Here is a 19,308-nt window from a genome sequence, read left to right as displayed (position 1 = left end):
GAGGAGCGCCCATGTTGATGAACTCAGGGGCGACCGGCATGCCCGGGAAGAAGATCTTCTGCACGCCATACACGACCACCGCGTCTTCGGTGCCCAAGCCGTCGGTGACGATGCGAAGGCCATCGAACATTCGTCCGAGCCTGATATCGCGCCGCTGCGCCTTGTTGTCGGCGTCGAGCACGTAGACGTACTTGCGGTCCTGATCGGTGAGGACCGCCTTGTCGTCCACCAGCACCGCCGGGAGCTTGCCGCTGCCGGGCAGTTTTACGCGCGCGAATAGCCCCGGGGTCAGCAGCCCATCCGGGTTGTCGACCACGGCGCGGGCACGGATGGTACCGACGGCGGGATCGAATCGATTGTCCAGAAAATCCAGGCGCCCCTTGTGCGGGAAGCCGTCTTCGTCGGCCAGTCCCACGAACACCGGGTTTTCCGCTTCCTGCAAGGAGCTCCGTCCACCGGATCGTCTCCTGGCGCCATGGCGCAGATAGGCCTGCTCATCCACCTCGAAATAGACGTAAATGGGATCGACCGAGACGATCGTGGTCAGAAGGGTCGCGGTGCCGCTACCGTCATTCACCAGATTGCCCTCGGTGACCAGTTCCCGGCCGATGCGTCCGCTGATCGGTGCGCGCACCTCGGTGAACTCCAGGTCGAGCTTGGCCTCGGCTACGGCGGACTGTGCCGCCTGCACGGCCGCGACCGCCTCGCGCAGGTTCTTGTCGCGGGTGTCGAGTTCCTCTTCGGAAAGTACGCGCTTCTCGAACAGCCGCTGCGCCCGCGCCAGGTCGTTCTTCGCCAGGTCGCGCCGAGCCTGGGCACGCGCCAGCTCGCCCTGGGCTCGTCCGAGCGCGGCCTGGTAAGGACGGGGATCGATGACGAAAAGAAGGTCGCCCTTCCTGACCAGGGAACCATCCTTGAAATTGACCTTTTCCAGATATCCGCCAACACGCGCCCGCACCTCGACGGTTTTCACAGCCTCGAAACGTCCGGTGTACTCATCCCATTCCACGACTTCCCGTTGAATCGGCCGGCTTACCGTAACCGCCGGGAGGGGAGATTTCGCCTGCTCCGCCGTCGGTTGGCTGCAGCCCGCCAGCAAACATACGAGGAAAAGGAGCCAACTTCTTCGAACTGTCCAGTACCTATTGGTGATCACGTTGTTGCTACCGTTAATTCTGTACTATTTCCGCGAGGCATTTCCGTTGCGCCAGGTCCTTTCCGAAGTTTTCCACATGCCCGCCTATCGGTGTAGAACGGCGCCCCGCACCAGGCGCTGAGCGCACGGAGCCCCCGCTCGCTTTTACCCAAGGCTCTTGCCTCTCTGGTGTGCATATCCATCATGCAGCAAGCACAGCCATCAATCTTGGAGAATCTAATCTTGACGAACTCAAGCAGGAATCATTCGAGAGCGCATTCGGGCTGGTCTCCTCGCAAACCAAACCGCCGAGTGTTCCTGTTGTGTCTTGAGGGGACCACTAGGGTAAATGCCGTTAAAATCACACAGCACCCGCAAAGCGAGTTGTTTAAGGAAGCCCCGCCGTTAGGGAGCGACAGGTTTAGCCGTTCTTACAGGCTAGTACTTCATCACATCCTGGGGTTCGCCGTAAAGGTCCAGGCTATCGCCATCTAGGCCATGGGGTCGGCGCCGAACTCCGGGATACACCATTGCCGTTTCAACCACGGTAAGAAGATTCATGAATGGCACGGCATTTGGCCGGTACGCAAACAGCCCGTACCGGAAGGGTCGGGGCCTCGCATACCTGGTTCATCTTCGTGCGCCTTCCCTGCTTTGGTGCGCGGAAGTGGACGTGTTTACGCGGAAGGGTGATCTGTGAAGGCCCAAATGGATTGAATTCGCTGATCGAATATCGTATGGCACGCCTTCTGCTTCTTTCCAACGCTGAAACTTAGAAGCGCGCCAAAGGCGGCGCGCGAAAGAACGACAACGGCGTCTCGCTGCCCTCGATGAGGGCGGCCAGGCGCTTTTTTTTGCCCGAAAAAAGACGTTCGGAGGACGAATATGCAAGACAAGAAGGCGATTCCGGGAGAAATGGTCCAAGCAGAGGTTGTCGGCCGGTGCCGGTTCAGGCGGCAGGCCGCCGGCATGGCCATGGCGGTTGCGCTTTGCGCGCTGATGGCGGCGGGTTCCCACGATGCGCAAGCGGAGGTGGGGCCACCGGAAAAAGTTTCGATCAAGTTCGGCTTCATCAAGCTGACCGATATGGTGCCGCTGGCGATTGCCTACGAGAACGGCTATTTCGAGGACGAGGGGCTGTCCGTCACGCTGGAAGCCCAGGCCAACTGGAAAGTGCTGCTGGACCGGGTGATCTCGGGCGAACTGGACGGCGCCCACATGCTGGCCGGGCAACCCATAGGAGCAACGATCGGCTTCGGCACCCAGGCCGACGTCATCACCGCCTTCAGCATGGACCTCAACGGCAACGGCATCACCGTTTCCAACGCCGTTTGGGAGGAATTGAAGAAGAAGCTGCCGATGAAGGACGGCAAGCCGGTGCATCCCATCGACCCCAAATACCTCAAGACGGTCGTCGACGGTTACAAGAAAAAGGGCAAGCCCTTCAACATGGGCGTGGTGTTCCCGGTATCCACCCACAATTATGAATTGCGTTACTGGCTGGCGGCAGGCGGCATGAATCCGGGCTATTACGCGCCCACCAAGGGCGACATCAGCGGCACGCTCAAGGCCGATGTGCTGATATCGGTGACGCCGCCGCCGCAGATGCCGGCCACCATGGAAGCGGGCACCATCGACGGCTATTGCGTAGGCGAGCCCTGGAACCAGCAGGCCGTGTTCAAGGGGATCGGCGTGCCGGTGGCCACCGACTACGAGGTCCAGGTGAACAATCCGGAGAAGGTGTTCGGCGTCACCAAAGCCTGGGCGGACGCCAATCCCAACACCCATATCCGCGTGGTGAAGGCGCTGATCCGCGCCGGGTACTGGCTGGATGCGGACAACAACAAGAACCGCGCCGAGGCCGTGAAAATCATCTCGAAACCGAACTACGTGGGTGCGGACGAAGCGGTGATCGCCAACAGCATGACCGGCACCTTCGAATACGAAAAGGGCGACAAGCGCGAGGCACCGGATTTCAATGTGTTCTTCCGTTATCACGCCACCTACCCCTACTACTCCGACGCCATCTGGTATCTCACCCAGATGCGCCGCTGGGGCCAGATACCCGAGGCCAAGCCTGATGCCTGGTACATGGAAACGGCGAAGAAAGTCTATCGTCCGGACATTTACGCCGCCGCGGCCAAGGAGTTGGTCGTCGAAGGCAAGCTTAAGCCTCGGGACTTCCCGGATTTCGATAAGGAGACCGGATTCAAGGGCCCGCAGAAAGGCTTCATCGACGGCATCGTCTACGACGGGCGTAAACCCAACGATTACCTGAAGCAGTTCAAGATCGGCCTCAAGGGCAACGAAAAGCCGTAACCCTGGAAACGGCAGTTGACCGCTTCGATGCACGAGAAAAGCCCGCTGCCTTTTGTAGCGCGTTTTTTACCGCGGTTTGGCTGAGCATCGGAAATGCGCAGGTCGGCAATCCTTTGCCAACCGAGTCCGTCGCCGACGGCGTGTGTCGGAAGGGTCGCGACTAAAGCGACCGTTTGCGATTGGGAATGGATTGCCGACCTACTTCGAGAGCTACGCCAAACCGGAAAACGCTTTGGGCGGCCAGCGAAACCATCTTCATTCAGTCACGTCGGCGGGCACTGCGCGGGCTCTCCGACAGGGAGGATCAACATGACGGCACAAACATTACTGCAACGATTGGGCACTCTGACCCAGGCCAACGGCAATGGGGAATCGAAGCTCGCGGCCCTCTTCCACGCCAACTGGCCGCCCTTGCTCGGCATCGTCCTGTTTCTGGTGCTCTGGCACGTGGGCGCCGCCGGCGTGAAGACTTCCCTCGGCGAGCTGCCGGGTCCCGCGGCGGTGTGGGAACAGGCCCGAAACCTGTATCAGGAGCACGTCGCGGAACGGGAGCGGGAGGCGGCATTCTACGAACGTCAGGAAAAGCGCAAGGCGCGGTTCTTGGCGGAAAATCCGGGCAAGGAATTCACCCCGCTGCCCTATACCGGCAAGCCGACCTACCTGGACCAGATTTTCACCAGTCTTTACACGGTGTTCGCCGGATTCACCATGGCGACCCTGGTCGCCGTGCCGCTCGGTATCCTGTGTGGCCTGAGCAAATCGTTTCAGAACGCGATCAATCCCTTGATCCAGATCTTCCGGCCGGTATCGCCGCTGGCCTGGCTGCCCATCGTCACCCTGGTGGTGAGTGCGGTATACGTGACGAACGGCACGCCCATGTTCGAGAAATCATTCATCATCTCGGCCGTCACCGTGACCCTGTGCTCGCTCTGGCCGACCCTGATCAATACCGCCGTCGGGGTCGCCTCCATCGACAAGGATCTCATCAACGTATCCAAAGTGCTGCGGCTTTCCACCCGCACCAAGATCATGAAGATCGTCATTCCGTCCTCGCTCAAGCTCATCTTCACCGGGCTCCGCCTGTCCCTGGGGGTGGGCTGGATGGTCTTGATCGCGGCGGAGATGCTGGCCCAGAACCCCGGCCTCGGGAAATTCGTGTGGGACGAATTCCAGAACGGCAGTTCGCAGTCGCTGGGGCGCATCATGGTGGCCGTGTTCACCATCGGCTTCGTCGGCTTCCTGCTGGACCGCATCATGCAAACCCTGCAACAACTGGTCAGCTTCGGCGAGCGTTCAAGCTAAGGAGCCCAATATGTTAAGCCTACAACGCATCCACACCGACGACTTCGACAACCAGCCGCCCGCGGAGCAGGCGCCGCGGAACGTAGCGCTGGAACTCAAAGGCGTCGGCAAGGGCTACGGCGCCGGCGCCCGCCGGACCGAGGTGCTGAACGGCATCAACCTCCGTATCGAGGAAGGGGAGTTCGTCGCCGTCGTCGGTTTCTCCGGCAGCGGCAAGACCACCCTCATCTCCCTCATGGCGGGTCTCATCGAGGCCGATACCGGCGAACTGCGGTGCAACGGCAGGCCGATCGAAGGTCCGGGACCCGACCGGGGCGTGGTGTTCCAGAACTATTCGCTGATGCCCTGGATGACCGTGCGCCAGAACGTGGCGCTGGCGGTCGACCAGGTGTTCAAGGATGCGCCCAAGGCGGAAAGAGCGGCGCGAGTCGAGAAATACATCGCCATGGTGAATCTCACCCCCGCCATGGACAAGCGTCCCGCCGAGCTTTCCGGCGGCATGAGACAGCGGGTTTCGGTGGCGCGCGCGCTGGCGGCTTCGCCCGACATCCTGCTGCTCGACGAACCCCTGAGCGCTCTGGATGCGTTGACTCGTTCCAAGCTCCAGGACGAAATCATCCGCATCTGGCGCCAGGAAAAGAAGACCGTCGTGCTTATCACCAACGATGTGGACGAGGGCATCATCATGGCGGATCGCATCATTCCGCTGAAGCCAGGCCCGAATGCAACCCTGGGACCGGAATTCCGGGTCGCCCTGCCCCGTCCGCGCGACCGCCAGGCCATCAACCATTCCCCGGAGTTCAAGCGCATCCGGCGCGAGGTGATTCAATATCTCATGGAAATCAGCCATGAGCGGGAAGCCGCGACTTCCGACAAGATCATCAGCTTGCCGACGGTCCTGCCCAACACCGCACGCGAACACCAGGCTCCCGACATCAAGGCGGTTCCGGCAAAAGCCGGTTTGGAGCGCTACGTGGAGTTCTCCCGCGTCTCCAAGATCTATGCGAGCCGCAAGGGTCCCATCAAGGTCGTCGACGGCTTCGATCTCAAGATACGCAAGGGCGAATTCATTTCCATCATCGGCCATTCCGGCTGCGGCAAATCGACGGTGCTCTCCATGGTGGCGGGTCTCAACGACATCAGCGAGGGCGGCATCGTCCTGGACGGCCGGGAAGTGGTCACCGCCGGCCCGGACCGCGGCATCGTATTCCAGGCGCCCAGCCTGGTGCCCTGGCTCACGGCGTACGAGAACGTTTGTTTAGGTGTGGAACAGGTCTATCCCCACGCCGGCAGGAAAGAGCGCATCGCCATCGTCGAGCACTATCTCGGCCGGGTAGGCCTTGCCGATGCCGGGGACAAGAAAGCCAGCGAGCTGTCCAACGGCATGAAACAGCGGGTGGGCATCGCCCGGGCATTCGCGCTATCCCCCAAGCTGCTGCTGCTGGACGAGCCGTTCGGCATGCTCGATTCGCTCACCCGATGGGACTTGCAGGAAGTGTTGATGGAAGTGTGGACCCGGACCAAGCTGACCGCCATCATGGTGACTCACGACGTCGACGAGGCCATTCTGCTCGCCGACCGCGTGGTAATGATGACCAACGGGCCGAACGCGAAAGTCGGCAAGATCCTCGAAATTGACCTGCCGCGCCCCCGCACTCGGGCGATGCTGCTTGAACACCCGAACTACTACGAGCTGCGCGAGCAGTTGCTCACCTTTCTGGCGGACTGCGATCACGGGTGAAGAGCGATCCGAGAGCGCAGACAATGCGCTTCCGGTTTTTCGTATCGGAAGGATCCGCACGCATGAAATCTCGGATCTCGCGAATCCGCTGCATGAACAGGACATGTGGAGGAGATCCCCTGCGCACGACGAGATCCAGCTTAGCAGCGTGAACTTTCAGCGCCGAGGGCGTATAGAGCCAGGCCTGACGTAGCCGGCCTCGAGAGCAGTCACCGGCTCCTGTTCCGAGTCCGCCCCTGGCAGGCGTTGCCTGGCTTTTCCCCAGCGCAAGACCGGCAACATGGCATTCCCGACCCCGGCGATCAAGCTAAGGTTATACATCAGGATTGCCGTATTGATACCGAAGTGAAAGAGAAGAATGCCGCCAATACAGAATACCGACGGTATTACGGTAGTGGCCGTTGTCGTTTTCATATTGATCTTGAAGTCGCGGGTCAAATCGAACAGAAAGTCCAGTTGGTTGAGACTACCGTCGAGCAAAATTACCTGGGCCGTGTCGGTGGCGACCGTGGTGGCGCCGCGGAGGGAAATGGAGGCATTGGCCTGCTTAAGTGCAATGGCATCGTTGATGCCGTCACCGATAAAGCAGACCTTGCGCCCTTGATTCTGCAATTGCCGTACGAGAACCGCCTTATCTTCGGGAAGTACCTCAGCGAAGTAGTGCTCGATACCGAGATTTCCCGCCAGGGCTCGCGTGGGTTCATCCGCATCGCCGGATATGATGTAGAGCGATAACCCACGCGTCTTGAGGGCCTGAATGACCGCCTCGGCTTCCGGACGCAGGGTCGGGCGCAACTCGATCGTCCCCGCCAGGTCGCCGTCGACTGCCACGTAAACGAAAGAATAACCCTTTCTCTGTCCTTGCGAAGCTTGCGCTGCGATCGCTTCCGGCACCTCGACGGCCTGCATCGCCATGAAGCGTAAACTGCCGACCGAAACCATCCGACCGTCGATTTCGGCCTTGATGCCATAGCCAAGTTCGTAGTGCGCGTCTTCGCTGCCGAGCCGCGGCAGTTGGCGGTCCGCGGCCGCCTGGCGTATGGCCCGGGCAATGGGATGAGATTGTCTGGACTCGGCCGCGGCGGCGTAGCTCAGCAGCAAGTCTTCACCCATACTGCCGTTGCAACAATGAATGCCTCCGACATGCGGCTGATCCAGCGTCAAGGTACCGGTCTTGTCGAAGACGACGGTGTCGACCTCATCGATGAGGCCCAAGGCGCGCCCATCCTTGATCAGGATGCCCTGCCGGGAAGCCAGGTTGAGAAAATTCAGCATCCCCAAGGGCGCCGCGATCCTCATGTTTTCGGAAAAATTGCTGTTGAATACGGCCGCGCTGCTGCCCAAGCCCTGCGTCGCCAAGGCGAGCGAGCCTGCACCCAGGATCGGCAATACCGACCGGTCGGCGATCCGCTCTCCTTCGGATTCGATCAACATACGATAGTCCGCCGTGCTCTTCAGAATTTCGACGATCTGGGCGGCGATCGTTTCCTCACCGGTTTTCGCCACTCTGACCAAGATGCGACCGCTCAGAACCACGGTGGCAGCAAGCACCGCATCACCTATGGTTTTTTCAACGGCCTGGGATTCGCCGGTCAACATGTGCTGATCGATGCTGGCGAGTCCTTCGCTGATGATCCCGTCAACGGGGACCATCTCCCCGGCCCCCAGTACCACGATATCCCCGAGGCGCAGACTCTCGACCGGCACCTCCATTTCGACGCCTTCCTGCACAACCCAGGCCGAACGTGGCTGCTCACCGAAGACGCTGGTCAGATTCTGCAAGGAAGTATCCTCTGTTTTCAGCAGCAACTTGCGACTGGTGAAATACAGAACGCAGGCGAGAGCACTGGCAAAATAAAAACCGGCAATCAGTGCCGTGGTGACGCCTATGGAATCGATGATGGGGGAGCGCAGTCGGCGTTGTTTGACGAGACCCCGGTACGCCTGTACGAAAATCGGGACGCAGGTGTAGAAGCTGCCCGCTGCACTCAGCAGGCTCAGGGGCGGATAAAGCAGGGCGCCCAGCGTCGCCAGGCCCAAGCTGCCGCAGGATACCACCAGATAATGGTTGACCTCCTGCTCGCTCTCGCCGATAGGTCGAGCAGGCACCGCCGGATGCGGTTCGCGAGGTAGCGAAAGCGCACAGGCCAAGCCGCCGGATTGGGTCGCGAATTTCCGGCGCCTGATCTTGCCGGCAAACAAGAGGCTACCCAAGAGAGTCGCCCCAGCGGAAATTCCGGAAACAATCGGCAACACGGTGCTTGTCCTGTTTAATTATTGATAATGCCGAGCCTTGCGATATTATCGAATGGCGATCCCGGCTCGCTTAAAAATACGATTGCAAAGTTCCACGCCGCCGCACGTCCAAGGTCGCGCAGTGGAATCCCCCCATGAACGGAAAATAGGCCTCGAACGCACAGGGTATCGGTTGAAACCCCCAGTTCCTCAGAGCTTTTATCAAGGGCTCCTGGCGTTGTTCCACGATGACCCGGCGCTCGTCCAACATCAGGACGTTGATGGCAATCCACTTGCTGACGATGCGCAGGGGATCATGGATGACCGGCACCGGCTCCGGCGCTATCAGAATTTCCCAGTTCTTTAGGATCGCCGGCAATTTTTTCACATCGATGTACTCCGGACTGACCAGCACCATGCCCGGTGCCAAGGGCATGAAGGTGGTATCGATATGGATCGCTTCGGGACTACGGTTCTGCAATACATGCAAGCGGTAGCCATCGCCGAGGTGGCGCTGCAGCCAGTCGATTCCCATTTGATTGGTGACATTGCTCTTCTGGCAGAAAATATCGCGGCCGCACCGGACGAAATCGGCCGCGTCGAAAACCGGCTCGAACTCCTGCACCACGTAACGCATCGGCTCGCCGGCTAGTGGCCGTGTATAGGCGGAATCGTATAGCGCATCCAAAAGCTGAGGTTTGGGCGCCGCCGTCCATCTGGCACCGCCTTGAAAATACTCCTTGAACAGTGGGCGATACGACCAAGCTTCGAAATACCGGTTACGGTCGGCCATGGGCGTCTCGATAATCTCGTTGCCGATCACCAGGAACGGGTCCCTCGGGTTAGCCGCGCAGAAGCCGTTGCCAACCTGCCACCCCGGGGATTTGTAAGGTGCGGCGAAGTCGGCAGCGGAAACCTCTCGCACCCTGACGCCTTCCGCTTCTAAGATGTGGACGAAGCCGTCAAGATCACGCTGGGCCGCCGCTACCATCTCCCGCGGATAAGGCGATCCGGGCCCCCCCGCTTTGGTTTCTATGTCCAGCCAATCGCCGGGGGCCACGGTAGCGATATTAATCGTATTCCAATCGGGAAACATGGCGCCATCGAGAGAACCGACAATCACTTCTTCCAAGGGATCCCACTCGTTATACGAATTGACGGGGCATACGTTGTTATTATTGACCATGTTGCTACCTCCATTAGAGCGTCTTCTTTTTGTTTATCCGTCATAACCGGCATTGCGGAAATGATTCGTACATTCGGTCGGGGCCAATTGATTCTAGGCCCTGCCGATAATTTTTCAGGTTGCAAAGGCACGCGAAACACGCCGGTTGCGCAGGGATTGCGGGTCGGGAGCCAGGGCTGTTCAATGCTTACGAATTCGGGTAAAAGGCAATCATCCCAAGCTACGCGCGGCCGTACGGGCGGTTTGTCAGACGCAGCTCCAGGCCGAGCAGACCTACACGGTGGACCTGGGCCGGCGTCATCGCATTGAACAACGCACGGCACGGGTCTGGTCACTGGCCGTGGTCGAGGTCCGCCGTCACGTGGAGGAATTCAATCCCCGCCGCCGCTGTTTTGAGCCGCGTCAGGCACCCATCGCTGACGACCTCGTCACCCGCGACGCCTCGACGGCCACCTTGGCCGAGGCCATTCGCGGGCTCTGGGGGGGCGAAAACCGGCTCCACGACGTGCTGGACATCGCGCTCGGCGAGGATGCGAGCCGCATCCGCAAGAACCCCGGTGTGTTCGCCTATCTCCGCCATTTCGCGTTGAATCGCCTACGACTGAGATATACAGTGGTGTTGCGAGAGGATTTGCCTGTCGACGGCATCGTAAGCCGGATGCCGGAAAACCGGGTAGTCGAATGGTCGTTAGGCGCATCTCGAGCTGTCGTGCTCCGGCAAGGCCATTTCGATGATCCTTACAAAGTTCCAGCGCATAACGCGCGAAGTCTCAATCACCCCCTCCGCGCGGTATGATACCACTCCACCCATCGCAGCAGCGTCTCCGGTACATGGGCGCGTTTCCAGGCCCCGGCGGCGTATTTGTTGGCCTCGGCCAGAGTCGGATAAATGTGAATCGTGCCCAGAATTTTGTTAAGACCGAGCCCGTGTTTCATGGCCAGTACAAATTCGGCGATCAGGTCTCCCGCATGTTCGCCGACGAGGGTCACGCCGAGGATTCGGTCCTTGCCCGGCACGCTCAGCACCTTGACGAAACCGTGCGGCTCGCCGTCGGTGATGGCGCGGTCCAGATCGTCGATGCCGTAGCGGCTGATTTCATACCGTATGCCTCGCTCCTCCGCTTCCTGTTCATTAAGGCCGACGCGTGCGACTTCCGGATCGGTAAAGGTTGCCCAGGGAATGACCCGGTAATCGGCCCGGAATTTCCTGACACCGCCGAACAGCGCGTTGACGCCGGCGTACCACGCCTGGTGGGCGGCGGTATGGGTGAACTGGAACGGCCCCGCAGCGTCTCCGCAGGCGTAGATATTGGGATAAATCGTCCGGAGAAATTCGTCGGTTTCGACGGTGCGCGATTGCGTCGTGGAAATACCCAGTTCTTCCAGCCCGTAACCCTCGGTGTTGGCAATGCGGCCGACCGCGACCAGTATCCGGTCGAACGGTATCCGTATTTCTTGCCCCTGGTGCTCGGCGACCAGGATTTTTTCGCCATTCTCGACGAGAATCCGCTTGGCTTGGTGCCCCAAGCGAAGGTCTATACCCTCGTCACGAAAACGCCGCGTAATGAAATCGGACACTTCAGGATCCTCCCGGCTCAGCAGGCGCGGCATCATCTCCACTTGGATCACCCGGCTGCCGAAGCGACCGAAGGTCTGCGCCAGCTCACAGCCTATGGGACCGCCGCCGAGGACAACCAGGCGCCGGGGCAGATCCCGCAATTCCCAGACATTATCCGAAGTGAGATAGTCCACCGCCTCCAATCCGGGGATGGGCGGCACAAACGGCCTCGCACCGGCGGCGATGACGATGGCGCGGGTGCTGAGCGTGCGAGTGCCGGCTGCCGTCCGAACGTCTACCGCCCAGGGCGAAACGATCCGCGCCTCGCCTTCGATGACTTCAACACCCAGCCGGATGTAACGTTCCGCCGAATCATGCGGTGCCACCGTCCGGATCACCTTCTGCACCCGTTCCATCGCATCGGCGAAATCGAACTCCGCAGTGGCCTTCCGAACGCCGAACTCGGATGCCCGGGCGATATGGCTCAGCAGTTTCGCGGTGCGTATCAGGGCTTTCGAAGGAACACAGCCGGTGTTGAGGCAATCGCCACCCATGCGGTGTTTTTCGATCAGCGTCACCTTCGCTTTCACGGCGGCAGCAATATAAGCCGCGACCAGACCCGCAGAACCCGCCCCGATCACCACCAGGTTACGGTCGAAGCGTTCGGGTTTTTCCCAGCGCTCGTATACCTTGCGCGCCTTGATCGCATCCACCAGCCTGCGGGCCAGCAGGGGGAACAGCCCCAGTAGCGCAAACGAAAACAGCAGGCTCGGTGAGAGAATATCCGACAGGGATTCGATCTTGGCCAGCTGGGTGCCGGCATTCACGTAAAGAAACGTTCCCGGCAGCATGCCCACCTGGCTCACCCAATAAAATGTGCGAGCGGGTATGGCCGTCAGGCCCATGACCAGATTGATGACGAAGAATGGGAAGACCGGCACCAGCCGCAGGGTAAACAGGTAAAACGCACCATCACGCGCCATCCCTGAATCGATGGCTTGCAAGCGCTCGCCGAACCGGGACCGGATCGCATCGCGAAACAGGAAACGGGATGCGAGAAAGGCCAGGGTCGCCCCGATGGTCGAGGCGAAAGATACGATCACCGTACCCCCCGGCAGCCCGAAAACGGCGCCTCCGGCCAGGGTCAGCACGGCCGCTCCGGGCAGGGACAGACTCGTGACCGCCACGTAGATCAGGCTGTACACCGCGACGGAGAGAACAGGATGCACGCTTCGATACTCCGCGATGGCGCCCTGCTGGTTCTTCAGCGCCTCCAGAGTGAAAAAGCGTTGCAGGTCGAACGCGAAAAAAGCCCCGGCGAGCAACACGAGAACGATGACCAGGCCGATACGGTAAGGGTTCATTACGGTTCTCCCTGAAGGTGATGATTCGTATGATGCTATCGATTGGTCGAGCCGCGAGATGAAAACGTACAATCGCACCGAAAGGATTTTCTTCGAGATGCGGTAAGGTTTCACTCGAATCGGCGACTAATAGCCATTGTCTTCAACTTTTCCGATGGAGTTTAACCTGCGACATGCATGCGATTTTGCCTTTGATACAATCCGGCGATTTCCCGGCGATCATCCGCGGAAAGCTGGACACGGTGCAGGTGAACCTCGGCTACCGCTGTAATCAGGCCTGCCTGCACTGCCACGTCAATGCCGGGCCGAAACGCAAGGAGATGATGAGCGGGGAAACCGTGGACCAGGTACTGGAGTTGCTTCGGCGGGCCGAAGTCGCCGGCCTGGACCTGACCGGAGGCGCGCCGGAGATGAACCGGCATTTCCGCTACCTGGTGGAAGCCGCTCGGGAGTTGGGTGTGCGGGTGATCGACCGCTGCAATCTCACCATTCTGGAAGAACCCGGTTACGAAGATCTGGCGGATTTCCTCGCCGGGCAGCCGGTGGAAATCATCGCTTCCCTCCCCTGCTACCTGGAGGACAACGTGGACCGGCAGCGCGGCAACGGCGTGTTTGCGGCCAGTATCCGCGCCCTCGGGAAACTCAACCGACTCGGCTACGGCCAGGGTGGCTCGGGACTGATCCTGAACCTGGTCTACAACCCGCAGGGACCAACGCTGCCGCCGGCCCAGGACCAACTGGAAGCCGTCTACCGACGCGAGCTGAAAGCCCGCTACGACATTGTTTTCAATCGGCTTTACGCGCTTGCCAACATGCCGATCCAGCGTTTCGGCAGCACCCTGGTGTCGAACGGCGCGTTCGAACCCTACATGCGTTTGCTGAAAAGCGCCCATCGCGACGAAAATCTCGAAAACGTCATGTGCCGCAGCTTGATCAGCATCGATTGGCAGGGCTACGTCCACGACTGTGATTTCAACCAGATGCTGGGCTTGGCGCTAGGCGGGCGGCGGCGTCATATCACTGAAATCGATGCGACCGCATTGACCGGCGAGGCCATCGCTACGGCCGATCATTGCTATGGCTGCACGGCCGGCTGCGGCAGCTCCTGCGGCGGCGCGCTGAACCCATAAAAGTTGGAACAAAGACCCTGGAGATCCCATAATGTCGGTAGAAAAATCGGTACGAGAACGCTATTCCGAAGGCGCCCGCGAGAAACAGGAAGCCTTGTGTTGCCCGGTGGATTACGACCGCGAACTTCTGAAACTGCTGCCCCGTGAAATCATCGACAAGGATTACGGCTGCGGCGATCCCTCCCGCTACGTGCGCAAGGGCGATACCGTGCTCGATCTGGGTTCGGGCGGCGGCAAGATTTGTTATATGGCGGCGCAACTGGTCGGCCCTCGAGGGCTGGTCATCGGTGTCGACATGAACGACGACATGCTGGCCATGGCCCGCAAATACCAGTCGGAAATGGCCGAGAAACTGGGCGGCGACCGAGTCCGTTTCCATAAGGGCTATATCCAGGACCTGGCGCTGGACGTCGCCGCAATGGAACGCTACCTGGCCGAACGGCCGGTCACCGACGCGGCTTCGCTGGCCGCCCTGAAATCCTGGCAGGCCGAGCAGCGGAAAACCCGGCCGCTGATCGCCGACGCCTCGGTGGACCTGGTCATTTCCAACTGCGTGCTGAACCTGGTGGCGGATGACGAAAAATCGCAATTGGTGCGAGAAATTTTCCGTGTGCTCAAACCCGGCGGGCGGGTTGCCATATCCGACATCGTCGCCGACGAACCCGTATCCCGGCACCTCAAAGATGACCCCACGCTATGGAGCGGCTGCATCTCGGGTGCTTTCGAAGAACGGGAATTCGTTCGGGCCTTCGAGCAGGCCGGCTTCAGCGCAGTATGCCTGGACAAGTGGGAAGTGGAACCCTGGCAGGTCATCGAAAACATCGAGTTCCGCGCCGTCACCCTGGTCGCCTTCAAGGGCTATGGCCGGGAATGCTTGGACCGGGGACACGCGGTCATCTATCGCGGCCCTTACGCCGAAGTGCGCGACGAGGAAGGCCACATCTTCCCGCGCGGCGAGCGCATCGCCGTGTGCGAACGCACCTTCCGCACCCTGACCGAAGGTCCCTATCAGAAGCATTTCATCGGTATCGAACCCAAGATCCCCGCAGAACCGGTAGCCTGGTGCGCGCCGCCGGGAACGCGCCGTCCGGCCGCGGAAACCAAGGGTGGCCGACAGATCGCCGAATGCGGCGGTGAAAAGTGCTGCTGAAGCCGGGCCAAAATCGAACCTCCCGTGGCGATCTTCAGACCGCGACGACTCGCGGAGTGATGACAGACCGAAAACCGGAAGCCCCCATGAGCTTTATCGATTCTTCCGAGAACTACCGCTATGCCTGGTACCTGCGCCCGGTGCTCGCCCTGCTGCGCCGGCGCTCGGGCGTCGTGCCGGAACCGGTGCGCCTCTGGGCGCGCGTGCCGCTCGCCTTCCTCGGCTTTCAGCTGATGAATCTGGCCCTGGAACGTAAATCCTCACCCCTGGGCGGGACGTTGCGCGCCCTGGTCCGAACCCGCATCGCGCAGCTCAATTCTTGCCATTTCTGCGTCGACCTCAACGCGTCCCATGCTCTGGACCGCGGCGCGACGCCGGAACAATTACAGGATCTGGCCGGTTTCCGGGAATCCCCGCGCTTCAACGAGGCCGAAAAAGCCGCCCTGGCTTATGCAGAGGCCATCACGGGCACGCGAATCGAAATCGATCCCGACTTGATCGGCCGTTTACGCCAAGCCTTCGGCGACGACGGCATCGTGGAACTGGCCGCGCTTGCCGCCCATCAGAACCTGTCCGCCAAATTCAACGCAGCCCTCGGAGTCCCGGCCCAAGGTTATTGCATGAGCGGACACGGAATGGCTGCGCCGGACTGAAAAGGCAGAGTCATGTGGTTCGGTCTGATGGGGTGGGGAATCGCTTTGTTTTGGCTGGTCAGCGCCGTTCGGGCGATCAGGTTTTATAAAGAATCGCAGTTGAGCCGGCTGTCAGGGAGCGACCGTCGAGACATCGCCTGGCCGAAGCTCAGCATCATCGTTCCGGCACGGAACGAGGCCCCGCAGATTTCTGACTGTCTCGCCTCCCTGCTCAGTTCGGACTATCCCGCCCTTGAAATCATCGCGGTTAACGATCGTTCCACCGATCAGACCGGTCTTTTGATGGAGCGCCTAGCCACGACCGATCCCAGGCTTACGGTCGTACATATCGATCAGTTGCCTGCCGGCTGGCTGGGCAAGACCCATGCCCTCCACCGGGGTGCTCAGCAGGCGACGGGAGATTATTTCCTGTTCACCGACGGCGATGTCCTCTTTGCTCGTCAAACGCTGCGCCTTGCGGTGCGCAATGCGACAGACCAGCGGACTGATCACCTCTGCCTGCTGCCGCGCGCGCTGACCCAAGGGTACTGGGAAACCGCGCTGACGCAGTTCGTTGCCCTGCTGTTCGTCCTGACTACCCGCCCCTGGGCGGTCAATCGTTCAGCGCGCGGCGCTTATTCCGGCGTCGGTGCTTTCAATCTGGTCCGAAGTGAGGCTTATCAGCATTGCGGAGGCCATGCAGCCGTAAAACTGGACGTGGTCGACGATATGGCGCTGGGCCGCTTATTCCGCCAACGGGGGCTGCGCAGCCGGATCCTGATCGGCGATGACCTTCTGAGTCTCCGCTGGCACAGTGGAGTTCGAGGCCTGATTCGGGGAGTCGAAAAAAACAGCTTCGCGGCCATGGGATTTTCTCTCATCCATCTGGCCTTGTTCACACTGCTGTTTTCCCTGGCTTTTGCCATACCGTATTTGGGTTTGGCGAACTTGGCGCAAGCGCCATACTGGGGCTATGCCTGCGCCGTACTGATTCTCCACGGCACTTTCGCCTATTGGAACCACACCACCGGGAATCCCTGGTCCATTGGCTTATCGGTGCCTTTCGTCGCCCTCCTCTGCTTATGGGCTTTGTGGCGCTCGGCGCTGATCACTTTATTGCGGGGCGGCATTCAATGGCGAGAGACTTTCTACCCTCTGGCAGTGCTCCGCAAAAAGAACGATCCGGCGGCCCCGATGTCGTGAAACCGGTATTCTAGGTCGGGTTAACGAATTCCATTCGGCATTCGAGTGGACATTCATCGTAGGATGGGTAGAGCGAAGCGAAACCCATCGATGGTGGGTCAGCCCTTCGACGGAGCTCAGGACAGGCTCCGCGCAACCCACCGATGCGAGGTCGCACGGTGGGCTACGGACTCGCGGCCTAACCCGCCCTAAAAACTGAATGCCTCATTGAATGCGCGATTTGGATTAGGGCGTCGCGCGAGTACTGAGAAAGAGAAAGACCCGGCCTTGACCACTATTGCCGTTCACGTTCTGTCCAGGGGCCGCTACCAGTAGATCCGGTTCGCTGTCGCCGTTCACATCGTTGGCCCCGGCGACAGCCCAGCCAAACCCCCCACCGGCTTGGGGTGTCGGGTCGTCGAGGATGCGCAGAAGGGTTCCGTCGGCCCCGCTCATAAGAAAGGCTCGGCCTTGGTTTATATTGCCGCCTACATCTTGCTGCGGCGCGCCAACCAGGAAGTCGGGAATGCCGTCACCATCGACGTCGCCTACCCCGGCTGCGGCAGAACCAAAGCGAGCGCCAGCCTGGGGCATCGGGTGATCGAGCGTGTGCAGGAGAGAACCATCGGCGCCGCTGAAGACAAAGCTTTGTCCCTGGGACTCGTTGCCGGCCACCGTCAGCCCCGGCGCCCCCACGATCAAATCCGGGATGCCATCGCCGTTGACGTCCCCCGCCCCGGCTACGGCGGAGCCGAATCTGGCGCCGGGTCGGGGCATAGGCACGTCGAAGGTACGGAGGAAACTACCGTTGGCTCCGCTCACGAGAAAGGCCTGGCCTTGGCCATCATTGTCGCCCACGTCTTGGTCGGGCACCCCGACCAGCAAGTCGAACTTGCCGTCGCCGTTCACGTCATTGACTCCGGCTACGGTCGTGGGCGTGGCGAACCCGGAGATTCGCCAGGTTGGGGGATAGTAGAGTTCGCTCTGATCGGCTCCGCTGAATGTATATGTCCTGTTCGGAAAAACTTGAATTCCCGGCAAGAAAAAATTTCGGGCGTAAGATTGTACAAGGATATCGGGTGTGCCGTCCTCGTTCACATCGCCCGTCCCGGCCACGGTGTAGCCGAAGACGAAGAACAAGCTCTCATACACCGGTTTAAGGGTCAGGAGCAGACTTTGATCGGCTCCGCTGAAGACAAACGCCCGCCCATAGCCAACGGAAGAGCTCACCATCTGATATGGCGCTCCCACGACGAAGTCGGAAATGCCATCGCCGTTTATGTCCCCGACCTCGGACATGGCCAAGCCGAAAAAGCTGTCTGCCTGGGGCGTGGGGTTGTCGAGAACAACAGTGGCATATTCGGGCTGAGCATGGCCCAAGGTCAGCCAAAGGGCGGCGGTGATGGCGAGGCAAGACCTCAAAACCCTGCCCCGGCCTCGATCGGTAAAATCGACATCGAGAACCATGCCCCCACGGCTTCTTGTATCGTGATCGACTTTCATCTCATATCCTCCCAATCCCGGTGATTCGGTGATTCTGCGTCATACCCAATCCTTGTTCGTAAGGACGATTTCTTACGCGGGCTCTTCGTCGCCGAACAACGGCCATCGCCGTTAGGCCGCCGGATAACAACACCAGCGTGGGCGCCTCGGGGACAGAGGCCGGGGCCGGTGTCCACAAGGCCCAGGTCTCACCGGGCAAATCGGCGGTAGTGAAATCCGGGGCTCTAAAGAATTGCCATAAGGCGGAATCGGAAGCGTCTGAAATTTCATTCTTCGTCAGCCGTCCGCGAGCCCAGCCATTGGCATCCAATCCCACCGGGACGATTACATTGCAACCGGACGGGGATCCGAGACCGCAACCGCTCGTGAGGTAAGGATTCGAATCGAATGCTCCGGAGGCACCGTCCACGAACACCTGATCCAACAAAGCTTGTACGGCGAGAAAAGCCGTAGCGTCATCGAACATGAAATCGTCTACGGCATCGCATCCGGAAAACAATTCCGCACACGTCCCATCCTGAAAACTGACGTCAAAGAGCTTACCGCCCACATTCACTCCAGTCGCACCGGTCAGTATGCCGTCGGTCACCTGCAAAGTGACCGCATGAACACCCCCGGCTGCGTAGCACCCGGCGATCAAAACAACACTTAGCCATTTTTTCGATTTCATCGGTTTTGTTTCCTTAGAGTGATAAGTCAAATCCTGCCGGAACGGTACGTCATCCCGGTTAGTGGCTTCGGGAGACTTCCGGATGCCGGCGACCGCCGGTAACACGTGCGTGACTAACCGTAACACCGCAACGCGGCGTGCTTACGCTACTCGCCCCTGCCTCGGGTGTTGTTAAAAAACCGTAAAATTTCTGTCATTTTT

At 60.1% G+C, this 19,308-nt stretch carries 15 protein-coding genes and 1 pseudogene; 8 read left to right on the top strand and 8 right to left on the bottom strand.

The features are described from left to right. Nucleotides 1–10 precede the first annotated feature (10 nt). From sS8_RS04455 to sS8_RS29485, 3 genes and pseudogenes are all read right to left on the bottom strand, one after another. Nucleotides 11–1,156 (bottom strand): annotated as a pseudogene (locus sS8_RS04455) (efflux RND transporter periplasmic adaptor subunit); the annotation flags it as partial. After that, on the bottom strand, nucleotides 1,153–1,377 hold the full coding sequence (locus sS8_RS29820) for a carboxymuconolactone decarboxylase family protein (protein WP_408631185.1): 225 nt from the start codon (nucleotides 1,375–1,377) through the stop codon (nucleotides 1,153–1,155). The gene sS8_RS29820 and the pseudogene sS8_RS04455, both read right to left, overlap by 4 nt. Nucleotides 1,378–1,573: 196 nt before the next feature. Further along, entirely contained in the window at nucleotides 1,574–1,696 is a 123-nt protein-coding gene (locus sS8_RS29485) for a hypothetical protein (protein WP_269461489.1), read from the bottom strand. 438 nt (nucleotides 1,697–2,134) lie between these two features. Between sS8_RS29485 and sS8_RS04440 the strand changes: the two genes are divergently transcribed. From sS8_RS04440 to sS8_RS04430, 3 genes are all read left to right on the top strand, one after another. Beyond that, nucleotides 2,135–3,454: a CmpA/NrtA family ABC transporter substrate-binding protein gene (locus sS8_RS04440; RefSeq protein ID WP_232020705.1), complete on the top strand. Its 1,320-nt coding sequence runs from the start codon at nucleotides 2,135–2,137 to the stop codon at nucleotides 3,452–3,454. Nucleotides 3,455–3,763: 309 nt separating this feature from the next. Next, nucleotides 3,764–4,756: an ABC transporter permease gene (locus sS8_RS04435; protein ID WP_119628593.1), complete on the top strand. Its 993-nt coding sequence runs from the start codon at nucleotides 3,764–3,766 to the stop codon at nucleotides 4,754–4,756. Nucleotides 4,757–4,766: 10 nt separating this feature from the next. After that, nucleotides 4,767–6,497, top strand: a complete 1,731-nt coding sequence (locus sS8_RS04430) for an ABC transporter ATP-binding protein (protein WP_119628592.1) — start codon at nucleotides 4,767–4,769, stop codon at nucleotides 6,495–6,497. Nucleotides 6,498–6,653: 156 nt separating this feature from the next. Here sS8_RS04430 and sS8_RS04425 read toward each other — a convergent pair whose 3' ends face one another. Together sS8_RS04425 and sS8_RS04420 are read right to left on the bottom strand one after the other, a co-directional pair. Further along, nucleotides 6,654–8,753 (bottom strand): heavy metal translocating P-type ATPase, encoded by a 2,100-nt coding sequence (locus tag sS8_RS04425; RefSeq protein ID WP_119628591.1) that lies wholly within the window; start codon nucleotides 8,751–8,753, stop codon nucleotides 6,654–6,656. Between the two features lie 70 nt (nucleotides 8,754–8,823). Further along, nucleotides 8,824–9,918 carry an amidinotransferase gene (locus sS8_RS04420; protein WP_119628590.1) on the bottom strand — a complete coding sequence of 365 codons (1,095 nt, stop codon included), beginning with the start codon at nucleotides 9,916–9,918 and terminating at the stop codon, nucleotides 8,824–8,826. A 145-nt stretch (nucleotides 9,919–10,063) separates the two neighbouring features. Here sS8_RS04420 and sS8_RS04415 point away from each other — a divergent pair, with 145 nt between their 5' ends. Beyond that, nucleotides 10,064–10,714: a hypothetical protein gene (locus tag sS8_RS04415; protein ID WP_119628589.1), complete on the top strand. Its 651-nt coding sequence runs from the start codon at nucleotides 10,064–10,066 to the stop codon at nucleotides 10,712–10,714. On the opposite strand, the gene sS8_RS04410 is transcribed toward sS8_RS04415, so the two are convergent. Continuing rightward, nucleotides 10,693–12,840 carry an FAD-dependent oxidoreductase gene (locus tag sS8_RS04410; RefSeq protein ID WP_119628588.1) on the bottom strand — a complete coding sequence of 716 codons (2,148 nt, stop codon included), beginning with the start codon at nucleotides 12,838–12,840 and terminating at the stop codon, nucleotides 10,693–10,695. The two genes, sS8_RS04415 and sS8_RS04410, sit on opposite strands and share 22 nt — an antisense overlap. Nucleotides 12,841–13,013: 173 nt before the next feature. On the opposite strand from sS8_RS04410, the gene arsS reads away from it, so the two are divergent. From arsS to sS8_RS04390, 4 genes are all read left to right on the top strand, one after another. Continuing rightward, nucleotides 13,014–13,970 (top strand): arsenosugar biosynthesis radical SAM (seleno)protein ArsS, encoded by a 957-nt coding sequence (gene arsS, locus sS8_RS04405; RefSeq protein WP_119628587.1) that lies wholly within the window; start codon nucleotides 13,014–13,016, stop codon nucleotides 13,968–13,970. Between the two features lie 31 nt (nucleotides 13,971–14,001). Next, nucleotides 14,002–15,120: a methyltransferase domain-containing protein gene (locus sS8_RS04400; protein WP_119628586.1), complete on the top strand. Its 1,119-nt coding sequence runs from the start codon at nucleotides 14,002–14,004 to the stop codon at nucleotides 15,118–15,120. A gap of 86 nt (nucleotides 15,121–15,206) precedes the next feature. Then, nucleotides 15,207–15,773, top strand: coding sequence for a carboxymuconolactone decarboxylase family protein (locus sS8_RS04395; protein ID WP_232020513.1), 567 nt, complete (start codon nucleotides 15,207–15,209; stop codon nucleotides 15,771–15,773). 12 nt (nucleotides 15,774–15,785) lie between these two features. Next, entirely contained in the window at nucleotides 15,786–16,955 is a 1,170-nt protein-coding gene (locus tag sS8_RS04390; protein WP_119628584.1) for a glycosyltransferase, read from the top strand. A gap of 225 nt (nucleotides 16,956–17,180) precedes the next feature. On the opposite strand, the gene sS8_RS04385 is transcribed toward sS8_RS04390, so the two are convergent. Both sS8_RS04385 and sS8_RS04380 read right to left on the bottom strand, forming a co-directional pair. Further along, nucleotides 17,181–18,437, bottom strand: coding sequence for an FG-GAP-like repeat-containing protein (locus tag sS8_RS04385; protein ID WP_119628583.1), 1,257 nt, complete (start codon nucleotides 18,435–18,437; stop codon nucleotides 17,181–17,183). Between the two features lies 1 nt (nucleotide 18,438). Next, nucleotides 18,439–19,107 carry a hypothetical protein gene (locus sS8_RS04380; RefSeq protein WP_119628582.1) on the bottom strand — a complete coding sequence of 223 codons (669 nt, stop codon included), beginning with the start codon at nucleotides 19,105–19,107 and terminating at the stop codon, nucleotides 18,439–18,441. Between the last annotated feature and the right edge of the window lie 201 nt (nucleotides 19,108–19,308).

It is taken from the genome of Methylocaldum marinum, assembly GCF_003584645.1.
GTDB classification, from domain to species: domain Bacteria; phylum Pseudomonadota; class Gammaproteobacteria; order Methylococcales; family Methylococcaceae; genus Methylocaldum; species Methylocaldum marinum.
Note: the sequence above shows the minus strand (reverse complement) of the source record. Positions and strands in the feature narration are given on the sequence as shown.

Coding starts and splice junctions, on each gene's coding strand:
- sS8_RS29485 (WP_269461489.1), bottom strand. CDS start 1,696: ATGAATCTTCTTACCGTGGTTGAAACGGCAATGGTGTATCCCGGAGTT.
- sS8_RS04440 (WP_232020705.1), top strand. CDS start 2,135: ATGGCGGCGGGTTCCCACGATGCGCAAGCGGAGGTGGGGCCACCGGAA.
- sS8_RS04435 (WP_119628593.1), top strand. CDS start 3,764: ATGACGGCACAAACATTACTGCAACGATTGGGCACTCTGACCCAGGCC.
- sS8_RS04430 (WP_119628592.1), top strand. CDS start 4,767: ATGTTAAGCCTACAACGCATCCACACCGACGACTTCGACAACCAGCCG.
- sS8_RS04420 (WP_119628590.1), bottom strand. CDS start 9,918: ATGGTCAATAATAACAACGTATGCCCCGTCAATTCGTATAACGAGTGG.
- sS8_RS04410 (WP_119628588.1), bottom strand. CDS start 12,840: ATGAACCCTTACCGTATCGGCCTGGTCATCGTTCTCGTGTTGCTCGCC.
- arsS (WP_119628587.1), top strand. CDS start 13,014: ATGCATGCGATTTTGCCTTTGATACAATCCGGCGATTTCCCGGCGATC.
- sS8_RS04400 (WP_119628586.1), top strand. CDS start 14,002: ATGTCGGTAGAAAAATCGGTACGAGAACGCTATTCCGAAGGCGCCCGC.
- sS8_RS04395 (WP_232020513.1), top strand. CDS start 15,207: ATGAGCTTTATCGATTCTTCCGAGAACTACCGCTATGCCTGGTACCTG.
- sS8_RS04390 (WP_119628584.1), top strand. CDS start 15,786: ATGTGGTTCGGTCTGATGGGGTGGGGAATCGCTTTGTTTTGGCTGGTC.
- sS8_RS04385 (WP_119628583.1), bottom strand. CDS start 18,437: ATGAAAGTCGATCACGATACAAGAAGCCGTGGGGGCATGGTTCTCGAT.
- sS8_RS04380 (WP_119628582.1), bottom strand. CDS start 19,107: ATGAAATCGAAAAAATGGCTAAGTGTTGTTTTGATCGCCGGGTGCTAC.